This window comes from Fulvimonas soli (genome assembly GCF_003148905.1).
Taxonomy (GTDB): Bacteria; Pseudomonadota; Gammaproteobacteria; order Xanthomonadales; family Rhodanobacteraceae; genus Fulvimonas; species Fulvimonas soli.
Window position 1 is genome coordinate 15439 of record NZ_QGHC01000004.1, and the last position, 12440, is coordinate 27878.

The 12440-nt window shown below is 70.9% G+C and carries 12 protein-coding genes and 2 pseudogenes; 6 read left to right on the forward strand and 8 right to left on the reverse strand.

What is annotated here, in order from left to right; all coding sequences use genetic code 11:
- Window positions 1-185 precede the first annotated feature (185 nt).
- Window positions 186-425: pseudogene (locus C7456_RS16810) on the reverse strand (Ada metal-binding domain-containing protein); the annotation flags it as partial.
- A 144-nt stretch (window positions 426-569) separates the two neighbouring features.
- On the opposite strand from C7456_RS16810, the gene C7456_RS05750 reads away from it, so the two are divergent.
- On the forward strand, window positions 570-1292 hold the full coding sequence (locus C7456_RS05750; protein WP_109722819.1) for a DUF6445 family protein: 723 nt from the start codon (window positions 570-572) through the stop codon (window positions 1290-1292).
- Between the two features lie 14 nt (window positions 1293-1306).
- Here the strand turns inward: C7456_RS05750 and C7456_RS05755 are convergent, their stop codons facing one another.
- Both C7456_RS05755 and C7456_RS05760 read right to left on the reverse strand, forming a co-directional pair.
- Entirely contained in the window at window positions 1307-1723 is a 417-nt protein-coding gene (locus tag C7456_RS05755) for a PepSY domain-containing protein (RefSeq protein WP_109722820.1), read from the reverse strand.
- A 109-nt stretch (window positions 1724-1832) separates the two neighbouring features.
- Window positions 1833-2495 carry a DUF2238 domain-containing protein gene (locus C7456_RS05760; RefSeq protein ID WP_109722821.1) on the reverse strand — a complete coding sequence of 221 codons (663 nt, stop codon included), beginning with the start codon at window positions 2493-2495 and terminating at the stop codon, window positions 1833-1835.
- Between the two features lie 211 nt (window positions 2496-2706).
- Between C7456_RS05760 and C7456_RS05765 the strand changes: the two genes are divergently transcribed.
- The gene (locus C7456_RS05765) at window positions 2707-3153 is read left to right on the forward strand and encodes an Hsp20/alpha crystallin family protein (protein WP_109722822.1); all 447 of its coding nucleotides are present in this window, start codon (window positions 2707-2709) and stop codon (window positions 3151-3153) included.
- A 229-nt stretch (window positions 3154-3382) separates the two neighbouring features.
- Window positions 3383-3833: pseudogene (locus tag C7456_RS05770) on the forward strand (transposase).
- A gap of 9 nt (window positions 3834-3842) precedes the next feature.
- Here C7456_RS05770 and C7456_RS05775 read toward each other — a convergent pair.
- The gene (locus tag C7456_RS05775) at window positions 3843-4286 is read right to left on the reverse strand and encodes a host attachment protein (protein WP_109722823.1); all 444 of its coding nucleotides are present in this window, start codon (window positions 4284-4286) and stop codon (window positions 3843-3845) included.
- A 343-nt stretch (window positions 4287-4629) separates the two neighbouring features.
- Here C7456_RS05775 and mddA point away from each other — a divergent pair, with 343 nt between their 5' ends.
- Entirely contained in the window at window positions 4630-5406 is a 777-nt protein-coding gene (gene mddA, locus C7456_RS05780; RefSeq protein ID WP_109722824.1) for a methanethiol S-methyltransferase, read from the forward strand.
- A gap of 8 nt (window positions 5407-5414) precedes the next feature.
- On the opposite strand, the gene C7456_RS05785 is transcribed toward mddA, so the two are convergent.
- Complete coding sequence (locus tag C7456_RS05785) at window positions 5415-5798, reverse strand: YidH family protein (RefSeq protein ID WP_170120183.1); 384 nt, start codon at window positions 5796-5798, stop codon at window positions 5415-5417.
- A gap of 203 nt (window positions 5799-6001) precedes the next feature.
- Here C7456_RS05785 and C7456_RS05790 point away from each other — a divergent pair, with 203 nt between their 5' ends.
- Complete coding sequence (locus C7456_RS05790; protein ID WP_139942810.1) at window positions 6002-7045, forward strand: hypothetical protein; 1044 nt, start codon at window positions 6002-6004, stop codon at window positions 7043-7045.
- Window positions 7046-7278: 233 nt separating this feature from the next.
- Here the strand turns inward: C7456_RS05790 and C7456_RS05795 are convergent, their stop codons facing one another.
- From C7456_RS05795 to C7456_RS05805, 3 genes are all read right to left on the reverse strand, one after another.
- The gene (locus C7456_RS05795) at window positions 7279-8484 is read right to left on the reverse strand and encodes an acetyl-CoA C-acyltransferase (protein WP_109722827.1); all 1206 of its coding nucleotides are present in this window, start codon (window positions 8482-8484) and stop codon (window positions 7279-7281) included.
- A gap of 201 nt (window positions 8485-8685) precedes the next feature.
- Window positions 8686-11067 (reverse strand): 3-hydroxyacyl-CoA dehydrogenase/enoyl-CoA hydratase family protein, encoded by a 2382-nt coding sequence (locus tag C7456_RS05800; protein ID WP_109722828.1) that lies wholly within the window; start codon window positions 11065-11067, stop codon window positions 8686-8688.
- Window positions 11068-11142: 75 nt separating this feature from the next.
- Entirely contained in the window at window positions 11143-11757 is a 615-nt protein-coding gene (locus tag C7456_RS05805) for a TetR/AcrR family transcriptional regulator (protein WP_109722829.1), read from the reverse strand.
- Window positions 11758-11989: 232 nt separating this feature from the next.
- Between C7456_RS05805 and ndk the strand changes: the two genes are divergently transcribed.
- Complete coding sequence (ndk, locus tag C7456_RS05810) at window positions 11990-12421, forward strand: nucleoside-diphosphate kinase (protein ID WP_109722830.1); 432 nt, start codon at window positions 11990-11992, stop codon at window positions 12419-12421.
- Window positions 12422-12440 lie beyond the last annotated feature (19 nt).

Consider the following 12440-nt stretch of genomic DNA (forward strand, 5'->3'; position numbering starts at 1 on the left):
TCCTCTCGTTGCAGCCGCTCGCGCGGCAGGCGCCGGCGCAGGTCCGTGGCCAGCGAGCGCTCGTCGTCGCCCGGCAGGATCGCGCGGATGCCGCGCGCGCCGCGGGCGACCAGCACCAGGCCCAGCGGGCCGCGGCCGAAGCCGTAGCGGACGGTTTCGCCAGCGGCGTCGCGTTCCGGGTGACAGCGCTTGCACGGCCGGAAACCGGCGCGCTCGGCCTCGCGCGGACTGGCGTGGAAGGCCACGTGCTCCGGGCGCGGCGCGCGCGCCGCGCAGGAGGGGCGGCAGTACACGCCGGTCGAGCGCACCGAGTACTGGAAGCTGCCGTGGGCAGCGGCCTCGTGCGCCAGCAGCTGCGGCCAGCGGGAATCGGCGGTGATGGCGGCGCACCGGATGGCGTCCGCACGGTTCATGGCATGTTCCATCGGTCAGGGACGATGGGTGCAGGCTGGCGGGCGCGGCGGAAACTCCGCTTCTTGTTCTTGCCGTGCCGCGGGCGACGCCTCCGGGCGTTGAGTCCGGCCGGCGGTTTGCCTACTGTGCTGCCGTCGCCCGCCGCTGCCCGCGCCATGCCGAATGCCGTCCTGTTCAATCCGCGCCCCCGCATCGACCGCGTGCCGCTCGACGACGGCAACGTCTGCTACGTGATCGACGACGCGCTGCTGGAGCCGGAGCGCCTGGTGGACTGGGCGTCGGCGCAGCGCGCGGCGTTCCGCCCGGTCGACTTCAACGCCTACCCGGGTAACTACCTGCCGCTGCCGCCGCAGCTCAACGATGCGCTGCAGACCTTCTACCTGCGCCACATGCGCGAGCTGTTCGACGCGCGCCGGCTGCTGCACATGCACTGCCGCCTGGCGATGGTGACCCTGCCGCCGCAGGCGCTGCGTCCCTACCAGTGGTTCTGCCACAGCGACCAGGTGGGCATCGACCCGGCCTGCAGCATCCAGGCCTCGGTGCTGTATCTGTTCAAGGACGCGCGGCTGGGCGGCACCGGCTTCTACCGCGCCGTGCGCCCGGCGGAGGAGACCGCGCGCTTCTACAACGACGCCACGCAGCTCTCCGTCGCGGCCTTCGCGCAGCGCTACGGCCTCCGGCCCGGCTACATGCTCGCGTCGAACGACTACTTCGCGCGCACCGGCGGCGTCGAGGCCCGCTTCAACCGGCTGATCTTCTACGACGGCAGCATCCTGCATTCCGGCGACATCCTCGCGCCGGAGCGGCTCGGCGACGACCCGCGCACGGGCCGGCTCACCCTCAACGGCTTCTTCACCAGCCGCCGCCGCGCGACCTGAGCGCGCCCGGGCCTTCAGTCGGAGGCGACCACGCGGCCGGACTCGGGGTCGACCTCCAGCCGCACGTGCTTGCCCGCGCCGTTCTCGGCCTTGGCGCGCCACAGGCCGTCCTCGAAGTCCACGTCGTGCACGTCGGTGTAGCCCTGGGTGGACAGCGCGGCGCGCACGTCGCGCTCGCTCAGGCGCGACACCGCCTCGTCGGCGAAGGCCTGGCCGGTGGTCGGGTCCACGCGCACGGTCACGCGGTTGCCGTCGCCGCTCTTGGCGTGCGCGCGCCACATGCCGTCGCTGAACTTGAGGTCGTGCACCTTGGTGTAGCCCTGGCGTTCGAGCTGGGCGCGCACTTCGTGCTCCGTCAGCGCATCCTGCGCCGTGACGGCGCCGGTCGCGCCGAGGGCGAGGGCCAGGGCGAAGGGAGCAAGCTTCTTCATGCGCGGGTTCCTCGTGTGGGGGACGCCGCAGTCTTGGCAAGGCCGGGTCAGCGCGCGGTGAATTCCGCCGGCCCGCGTTGGGTGCCGTTCACCCGCGTCCCGCGGGCCGTCATACGGCGGCCGCGGGCGCGCGCCGCGCCGCGAGGAAGCGCAGGCACTGCGTCAGCGTGGCGCCGGCCAGCGCCAGCAGCATGTCCCACTGCGCGTCCCACACGTCGCCCTGCGTGCCGAGGTAGGCCTGGCCGAGGTCGCCGCCGAACACCGTGGCGGCCAGCCACTCGATCAGCTCGAAGATCGCCGACAGCGACTCGATGAACAGCACCGGCAGCAGGAAGCGCCACAACGCGGAACGCGGCGGCGCCTCGGCGCGGAACAGCTCCGCCGCCAGCGGCAACAGCAGCAGGCCGAACAGGAAATGCACCAGGCGGTCGTAGTGGTTGCGGCGCAGGCCGAGCAGCGCGTCCAGCGACTGGCCGCTGAGCCGGCGGAACGCCTCGTCGTAGGGCACCTGGGCGTAGGTGAAGTGCGCGCCCACCTCGTGCGCGCAGAGGAAGACGAACAACAGCGTGTAGGCCAGGTCGGAGAAGCGCAGCCGGCGCGCGGTGAACGCGAACAGCGGCACCGCGGCGAACACCACCACGTTCTCCAGCAGCCAGTCCTGGCGGTACCAGGGGCGGATCGCCAGCGCCAGCCAGAACAGGGCGAACAGCGCGAGCAGCGCCGCAGGGTAGGCGAGGGAAGCGCGGGGGCGCTGCGTGGCGGACGGGGTCATGCGCGTATTCACCGTTGCCGTTATCGCTTTGTCAACGCGGTGGCGACGGCGGCATAGCGCGATGCGGCGTTGACTTGCATCAATGCCGCGTCCGCATGCCGGGCGCAGGCTGCGGACTGGCCCGTTCCGCCGGCGCGAGCCGGCGGAACGGCGGATGGACGACCGCCTCGCCGCGTGCGAAGCGGCCGCAACGACATGCGGAGACGACACCATGACCACACTTGCCCGCTGGAACCCCTTCCGGTCCGTCGCGCGCCTCGACCCGACGGCCGGCTTCGACGAATTCTTCCGCGGCCTCGCCGCGCGTCCGCTGTGGCGCGAGCTGGAAGCCGCCCCGGACATGCGCATCGACGTCAGCGAGGACGACGGCGCCTTCCACGTGAAGGCCGACATCCCCGGCGTGAGCAAGGACGACATCGAGGTCTCGGTGGAGGGCAGCCAGGTGGCGATCGGCGCCGAGGTCAAGCGCGAGACGCAGAAGAAGGAGAACCGGAAGGACCTGTGCACGGAGCGCTACTGCGGCCAGGTGTTCCGCAGCTTCACCCTGCCTGCCGAGGTGGACAGCGCGAAGGCCGAAGCGCACTACGAGAACGGCGTGCTCACCCTCGACCTGCCCAAGAAGGCCAACGGCAGCTCGCGCCGGATCGCCGTCAACTGATCCGGGGCCGGTCCGCGCCCCGCCGCGTGCGGGGTGCGCGACCGGGGAATCGATCGGCCAGGTGGAGGGGCCGCGGTCGCCCCCGGGCACGGCGCGGGCCATCGCGGCCGCCGTCCGGCACGCTTCTAGCCCGCGCCGGCGCGGGACCAGGCGCCGCCGCGCGCCTAGGGCCTGTCATCAATTGACTAGATAAGCGAAGCTTGGGTTTTCTTGCGAGCGCAGCCGTTCAATGACCCGACGCTATGGACTTCGAGACGATCAATGGGTTCGCATCGAGCCTCTTTTGCCCGGCCGGCCCGGGCATGTCGGGGTGACGGCGAAGGACAATCGGCGGTTCGTTGAAGCCGTGCTGTACCGGCCAAGCTTCGGATCTGGAAGGTGCCGATGCCTTGTTGCCGAGCTTGTCGACCCAGGCATTGATTGCCGACCGAGCCTACGATGCGCAGGCTCGGGTCATTGAACCCATGCAGCGCATCGGGGCACAGGTCGTCATTCCCTCCCATCCGACGCGAAAGGTGATGCGGGACTACGATCGGGCGCTATACAAAGCCCGGCACCTGATCGAGAACTTCTTCGCCAAGCTCAAGCAGTACCGCGCCATCGCCACTCGATACGACAAAACGGCTCGTAATTTCCTCGGTGCTATCTACGGCGCTGCCGCCGTCATCCTGCTCAATTGATGACACGCCCTAGTGCAGCAGCCGCGACGGCAGCCGCTCGCGCAGTTCCGCGGTGGGCAGGGTGGTGAGGTTGCGCCGCACCTCGCCGGTCACGTGCTGCATCAGCGGCGCGCCGATGTGCTCGTGCAGCGCGCCGAGGAAGCGCGGCGGCGCCACCAGCACCAGCTTCTCGTAGCGGCGTTCCTCCAGCCCGCGCGCCAGCGCGTCGCCGAGCAGGCGGGCGAAGTTGCCGGCGCTCTTCTCGCGCGGCGTGGTGTGCGGCTCGATCGCGTGCCGCGCGCTGCCGACGCTTTCCGCCGCGCGCGGCGGCCGGTCGCGGGTGAGGCTGCGGCCGGGCAGGCGGCCCTCGGGGTTGTCGAAGCAGGCCACCTCGTTCCATACGCCGTTGCGCGCGTTGCACTCGATCACGCGCGCCCGCGCGCCGTCCGCCACCAGGATCCAGGTCTGCGCCATGTCGTCGCCTCCTGCCGGCCGCGGCCTTCGCCGGCGTGTGCCCAAGGTGGAGGCAATCTAGCGCGCAGGCCGGAAGATTCCGTTGACGCCGGTCAAGCCGGTCCCGCGCTGGACGGGGCGGCTGTCACGCGCCAGCCTGCCGCCGGGAAATCGCGGCGGGCCGGCCGAGCGGACCAGGATGCTCCGGCCGGGCGCCGCCCGCCATCGGCCGGGCGGGATAGGCGGAGCATCCAGTGTCGGCATGCGCCGGGCGGGGACTAGGCTTGCGCCATCCGCCGCGCGCCGTGGACGGCACCGGGCATGCGCGGCGCCGCGGTTCGGTCCCGACTGGAGGGCGACGATCATGCGTGCCTTGCTCACCCTCGGCTACGGCGCGGTCTGCTACGCCGTGTTCTTCCTCACCTTCCTCTACGCCATCGGCTTCGTCGGCGACCTGCCGCTGCCCAGGACCGTGGACCGCCCGCTGCCCGCCGGGCCGGCGACGCCCGCCATGTGGGTGATCGACCTGGCGCTGCTGGGCCTGTTCGCCATGCAGCACAGCGGCATGGCGCGGCGCGGCTTCAAGGCCTGGCTCGCGCGCCTGCTGCCGCCGGCCGTCGAGCGCAGCACCTACGTGCTGCTGTCCAGCCTCGCGCTGATCCTGCTGTTCTGGCAGTGGCGGCCGCTGCCCGGCACGGTCTGGAACGTCGGCGGCTGGGCCGCCTGGCCGCTGCTCGCGCTGTGCGCGTGCGGCTGGCTGCTGGTGCTCAGCGGCACCTTCGTGATCAACCATTTCGACCTGTTCGGCCTGCGCCAGGTCTGGCTGGACGCGCAGGGGCGGCCGTACACGCCGCTGCCGTTCAAGCGCCACCTGTACTACCGCGTCGTGCGCCATCCGCTGATGCTCGGTTTCATCGTCGCGTTCTGGGCCACGCCGCGGATGAGCGTGGGCCACCTGCTGTTCGCCGCCGCCAGCACCGCCTACATCCTGGTCGCGGTGAGGTTCCTGGAGGAGCGCGACCTGGTCGCCCTCCACGGCGGCGATTACCGCCGCTACCAGCGCGAGGTGCCCATGCTGTGCCCCTGGCCGCGCCCGCATCGCGGCGGCATCGCGCGGCCCACGCCGCGCGCGGTGCGCTAGGCGCGGCGCTAGCCGATCGCCAGCAGCTGGCGCGCCACGTACACGGCGAGGAAGCCGGCCATCACGATCAGCAGCGGCGCCATCAGGCGCTCCAGCAGCGTGCGACCGTAGCTCCGCACTTCCGGGGAGTCGATCAGCCTGCGGTTGCGGTCGAAGCGGATCGTGACCAGCAGCACCACCAGCGCGCCGAACAGCAGCAGGAGCGGCCCCAGCACTTCCGAGGCGTGCACGTGCAGCCGCGGCACCGGCTGGCCGGCGGCGCGCGAGGCGTAGGCCAGGAAGATGTCGAAGCGCTCCAGCAGGAAGCCGAAGGCCATCACGGTGATCGCCGTGCGCACCCAGGCGAGGTAGGTGCGCTCGTTGGCGGCATGGTCGCCGAAACAGGGAATCATGCCGCGTAGCAGATGCCGTGGTGCGTCCAGGCCGGGTGAAGCGCCTCCGCCGCCCCGCGGCAACGGAGCGTTCATGCAATGCGGGCCCGGCTCGGCGACACTCCCTGCCTTTGGCTGAGCGCGAGGCGGCATTGCCGGATCGGTCGATTCCACGGAAATCGGGATGCCTGCTGGCCCTGGCCGTCCTGCTGCAGGGGGCGGGCATGTCGACGCGGGCCGCGTCCGCGTCGGCGGACCGGGACGCGGCGGGCAGGGCCTCCATCCAGGTGCGCAGCGACCGCCTGACGCTGCGCGTGGCCAAGGCGCCGCAGGTCTACCTGTCCGGCCCCATCGGCCCGGATGCGCTGCGGCAGGTCGACGGGATGCTGCGCTCGGGCCGGATCCCGCGCGGCTCGGACGTCTATCTGGATTCCTCGGCCGGCGATGTGCCTTCCGGGCTGGCGCTGGGGCGGCTGTTCCGCTCGGCCGGGCTCAACACCCACGTGGGGCTGTGGCGCAAGCCGACGCGCAGCGTGGTACCGGCGCGCCCGGCGGTCTGCCTGGACGCCTGCGCGTATGCCTACCTGGGCGGCGTGTACCGCTGGGCGCCGAGCGGGTCGGACCGCATCGGCCTGCACGCATCGCTGCTGCCGGGCCCGCAAGGCGCGAGCGGGCCCGCGCAGCCGGCCTCGCCCGCGGCGCTGCGCGACTACCTGGTCGAGATGGACGTGCGCCCCGACTATTTCGCCCACGTGCTGGGCCCGGCGGAGAACGGCGTGGTCTGGTGGAAGCCGGAGGAGATGGCGCCCTGGCTGGTGGCCAACAACGGCCGCCAGCCGCTGGCCGCGTCCTACCAGCCGGGGCCCGCGCCGCAGCTGACGCTGTCGCAGACGGTGCGCGGCGGGCGGAACCGGATCGCATTGCGCTGCGCGCCCGGCGGCGTGACGCTGACCGCCTACTACACGGTGGGCTACGAGCACGCCCGGCAGCTGGCCTCGCAGGCCCGCGCAGCCTATTTCGAGGTGGAGCGGCAACCCTGGCAGCCGCAGCCGGGCGAGCGCCCGCATGCGGAGGGCGACGCGCTGGTGTTCGCCCGCCCGCTGCCGTTCGCCGAGCTGAACCGCGTGCTGCGCACGGTCTCGCTGGGCGCCTGGGTCGAGACCGCCGCCGGCCGCGTCCGCTATGGCTTCCTCGTCGCGCCGGCCGCGGCGTGGGAGGGCACGCGCGCGTTCTACGCCGATTGCCGGGCGTTGCAGGGGAGGCGGTGAAGCCCGCGCCGTTCGTGAGAGCGGTCTGCCTGGCAACCCGAACTCCGTCGCCGCCGCCTGGATCACGGTGGAGCGGCTGAAACCAAGCGTTCGGGGAAGCCGATCCAGGCCGCGTCGCGGCCGAAGGATCGCCGCAAGCGAAGCCCGACCCGGCTTGTCGGGCATGCATGCAAAAAGGGCTCCGCTTGATCGCGGAGCCCTCCGGTTTCGTCGATCCCGGTCAAAGGGAAAGGTCAGAGTGACTCGAAGATTCCCGCCGCGCCCATGCCGGTGCCGATGCACATGGTCACCATGCCGTACTTCTGCTTGCGCCGGCGCAGGCCGTGGATCAGCGTGGCGGCGCGGATCGCGCCGGTGGCGCCCAGCGGGTGGCCCAGCGCGATGGCGCCGCCCAGCGGGTTGACCCTGGCCGGGTCCAGGCCGAGGTCCTTGATCACCGCCAGCGACTGCGCGGCGAAGGCCTCGTTGAGCTCGATCCAGTCGAGCTGGTCCTGGGTGAGGCCGCATTGCCTGAGCGCCTTCGGGATCGCCTCCTTCGGCCCGATGCCCATGATCTCCGGCTTCACGCCGGCCACCGCGTAGCCGACGAAGCGGGCGAGCGGGGTGAGGCCGTAGTCCTTGATCGCCTGTTCGCTGGCCAGCAGCAGCGCGCCGGCGCCGTCGGACATCTGCGAGGAGTTGCCCGCGGTCACCGTGCCGCCGAACTGGCCGTTGCGGAACACCGGCTTGAGCTTGCCCAGCACTTCCGGCGTGCTGCCCGGGCGCGGGCCCTCGTCGGTGTCGATCACGCGGCTGTCGGTGCGGATGCCGCGGGTGGCGAGGTCGGGGTAGTGGTCGTCGAGGCGGAACGGGCTGATCTCGTCCCTGAACTCGCCGGCGGCGATGGCCTTGAGCGCGCGCTCGTGGCTCTGCGCGGCGAAGGCGTCCTGCTCCTCGCGGCCGATCTTCCACTGCTTGGCGACGTTCTCGGCGGTGATGCCCATGCCGTAGGCGATGCCGATGTTCTCGTCGGTGAAGATCGCCGGGTTCATGGCGATCTTGTGGCCCATCATCGGCACCATGGTCATGCTCTCGGTGCCGCCGGCGAGCATCAGGTCGGCCTCGCCCAGGCGGATGCGGTCGGCGGCCATCGCGATGGCCTGCACGCCGGAGGAGCAGAAGCGGTTGATGGTGACGCCCGGCACGGTGTCGGGCAGGCCGGCCAGCAGCACGCCGATGCGCGCCACGTTCATGCCCTGCTCGGCCTCGGGCATGGCGCAGCCGATCACGGCGTCGCCGATGCGGTGCGGGTCGACGCCCGGCGCCTGCGCCAGCACGGCCTTGATGACGTGGGCGAGCAGGTCGTCGGGACGGGTGTTGCGGAACACGCCGCGCGGCGCCTTGCCGACCGGGGTGCGGGTGGCGGCGACGATGTAGGCGTCTTGGACTTGCTTGGTCATGGCTGGGTTCTCGGTGGAGTGGGAGCGGGGAACAGGGAACGGGGAACGTGCAGGTGGCGCCGGTACGTCGCTGCCGGCCTGGGCGTCTCGTTCTCGTACCCTCCGATCAAAGGTGGCCGGGATCAGGTCCGGGGCAGGGCGCAAGGGACATGCTTACGACAGCCTTCGCGTTCCCTGTTCCCCGTTCCCTGTTCCCGCGTTTCAATTGCGCAACGGCTTGCCCGTCGCCATCGTGTGCGCGATGCGCGCCTGGGTCTTCTCGGTCCTGGCCAGCTCCACGAAGTGCTTGCGCTCCAGGTCGAGCAGCCACTGCTCGTCCACCAGCGAGCCGCGCTCGATCGCGCCGCCGCACAGGGTGTCGGCGATGCGCGCGGCGATCGCCACGTCGTGCTCGGAGGCGAAGTAGCCGGCCTGCAGGTTGGCGAGCTGGGCGCGGAAGGTGGCGGTGCCGACGTCGCCGGCGACCGGGATCGCGCGCTGGTACAGCGGCGGGCGCCAGCCGCTCTCGGCCAGCGCCAGCGCGGTCTTCTTCGCCACGTGGAGCAGCTCGTAGGCGTTGAACACCACCACGTCGCTGTCGCGCATCAGGCCCATCTGCTTGGCCTCCAGCGCGCTGCCGGCGACCTTGGCCATCGCCACGGTCTCGAACACCTTCTTCAGCGCCTCGAACGGGTCGGCCGGGTTGGCCTTGGCCGCGCGCAGCGCCAGCTCGTGCAGGCCGCCGCCGGCGGGCAGCAGGCCCACGCCGGCCTCGACCAGGCCGATGTAGCTCTCCAGCGCCGCCACGGTGCGCGCCGAGTGCATCTGGAACTCGCAGCCGCCGCCCAGGCACAGGCCGCGCACCGCGGCCACCACCGGCACCAGCGCGTGCTTGATGCGCATGCTGGTGCGCTGGAAGTTGGCGACCATCGCCTCGAAGGCGTCGAACTTGCCCGCCTGCAGCAGGCCCAGCGCGCCCTTCAGGTCGGCGCCGGCGGAGAACGGCTCGCCGGTCTGCCAGATCACCACCGCCCTGAGCTTCTCCTCCGCGATGCCGATGGCGTGCTGGATGCCGTCGAGCACGTGGTCGTTGACCGTGTTCATCTTGGTCTTGAACGAGAGGATGCCCACGCCGTCGTCGCCCAGCGTCCACAGGCGCACGCCCTCGTTCTCCCACACGGTGGTGCCCTGGTCGAACTTCTCGCCCAGGATCGGATCGGGGAACAGCTGGCGCGCGTAGACCGGATGCGACGAACGCGGCTCGTACTTGCCCTCGGCGGCCGACCAGGAGCCTTCCTTGCCGTGCACGCCGGCGCGGCCGTCGGTGACCCACGCGGGCAGCGGCGCCTTGCTCATCGCCTTGCCGGCGTCGATGTCCTCCTGGATCCACTTGGCCACCTGCTGCCAGCCGGCGGCCTGCCAGGTCTCGAACGGGCCGAGCTTCCAGCCGTAGCCCCAGCGGATGGCGAAGTCGACGTCGCGCGCGGTGTCGGCGATGCCGGCCAGATGGTAGGCGGTGTAGTGGAACAGGTCGCGGAAGGTCGCCCACAGGAACTGCGCCTGCGGGTCGGACGAGGCGCGCAGCCTGGCGAACTTCTCGGCCGGGTCCTTGATGGCGAGGATCGCGGCCACCTCGTCGGAGGCCTTCGGCTCGGACGGCACGTAGTCCTTCTTCGCCAAGTCGAGCACCACGATATCCTTGCCGACCTTCTTGTAGAAGCCCGCGCCGTTCTTCTGGCCCAGCGCGCCCGCGTCGATCAGGCCCTGCAGCCAGCTCGGCGCCTTGAAGTACTCGTGCCACGGGTCGTCGGCCAGGGTGTCGGCCATGGTCTTGATGACGTGCGCCATCGTGTCCAGGCCCACCACGTCGGCGGTGCGGTAGGTGGCGCTCTTGGGGCGGCCCACGGCCGGGCCGGTGAGCGCGTCCACCACGTCGAAGCCCAAGCCGAACTGCTCGGTGTGGTGCATGGTGGCCAGCATCGAGAACACGCCGATGCGGTTGCCGATGAAGTTGGGCGTGTCCTTGGCGATCACCACGCCCTTGCCGACGGTGGTGGTGAGGAAGGCTTCCAGGCCCTCGATCACCTTCGGGTCGGTGAGCCGGGTCGGGATCAGCTCGACCAGGTGCATGTAGCGCGGCGGGTTGAAGAAGTGCACGCCGCTGAAGCGGTGGCGCAGCTCCTCCGGCAGCGCCTCGGCCAGGCCGTTGATCGACAGGCCCGAGGTGTTGGAGGCCAGCACCGCGCCGGGAGCGACGTGCGGGGCGATCTTCCGGTACAGGTCGAGCTTCCAGTCCATCCGCTCGGCGATCGCCTCGACGATCAGGTCGCAGTCCTCGAGCAGGTCCAGATGCTCGTCGTAGTTGGCCGGGACGATCGCGGCCGCGCGGTCCTTGTCGGCCAGCGGGGCGGGCGAGAGCTTCTTGAGGTTCTCGATGGCCTTCAGCGCGATGCCGCTCTTGGGGCCTTCCTTCGCGGGCAGGTCGAACAGCACGGTCTCGACGTCGGCGTTGGTCAGGTGCGCGGCGATCTGCGCGCCCATCACGCCGGCGCCGAGCACCGCGGCCTTGCGGATGCGTAGCGCGGTCTGGGGCGATGCGGTCATTGGCTTCTCCGGTGATGCGGACAGGTAGAGACGTGAAGTAAAGGCGCCGGCCGTTGCCGGCCGGCGACCGGGATTTCAGGGGGCGCTGAGGCCGGCGGCGGCGAAGCGCACCAGGTGGGCGACGGTCTGCTCGCGGTGGGCGGCCTCGCTGACGTCGCTCTTGCGCTGGATCATGCCGAAGCCGGACATGGCGTGGGTCAGCGCGCCGGTGACCAGGTCGATGCGCCAGTACAGCTCCTCCTTGCTCAGGCGGGGCAGCAGGCGGGCGAACTCGGCGGTGAACTGGCGCATCACGTGGCCGTAGTTCTCCGACAGGAACTGGCGCAGGGTGTCGTCGTGCTCGGCGAAGGCGCGCGCCAGCACGCGCATGAACAGCGAGCCGCTGCCGTCGCTGGACAGCGCCAGGGCAGGGCGGATGAAGGCGTCGAGCACGTCCTCCAGGGTGGTCTGCGGCCGGCCGGCCACCTTGGCCAGCGCCGCCAGGCGGTGCGCGTTGAGGCTGTCCAGGCGGCGCCGGAACACTTCCTCGACCAGCCGGTCCTTGGAGCCGAAGTGGTAGTTCACCGCGGCCAGGTTGACGCCCGCGGCCGCGGTGAGTTGCCGCAGCGAGGCGCCGTCGAAGCCGCGCTGGGCGAACAGCTGCTCGGCGGCGGTGAGGATGCGTTCCTTGGTCGAGGCGGAGCTGTTCACGCGGATGGTTCCCCGGCGGCTGGAATCAAACGATCGTTTGAGGATACGCGCGAGGCTTTCCGCCCGTCAAACGGCCGTTCGCATCCATGGGCGTACGGGCTTGCGTATGGATGAGAATCTGTCAAACTTTCGTGAGCTAAATCCGCATTCCGTGTCGGGTTTGGTCCTACATTCGCCGGCACGATGCCGGCCCCGCCCACTCTCAAGTACCCGTATCCCCGGAGCAGACCGTATGGCGCTGGAGCGCACCCTTTCCATCATCAAGCCGGATGCCGTTGCCAAGAACGTGATCGGCGAAATCTACGCCCGCTTCGAGAAGGCCGGCCTCAAGATCGTGGCCGCCAAGATGAAGCAGCTGTCGCGCAAGGAGGCCGAGGGCTTCTATGCCGTGCACAGGGCGCGCCCGTTCTTCAACGCGCTGGTCGAGTTCATGATCTCCGGCCCGGTGATGATCCAGGTGCTCGAAGGCGACAACGCCATCGCCCGCAACCGCGAGCTGATGGGCGCCACCAACCCGAAGGACGCCGCGCCGGGCACCATCCGCGCGGACTTCGCCGACTCGATCGACGCCAACGCGGTGCACGGCTCCGACGCCGCCGAGACCGCCAAGACCGAGATCGCCTACTTCTTCGCCGCGACCGAAATCCACGGCGACCGTTCCTGACCGCAAGGACCGGAAGGCG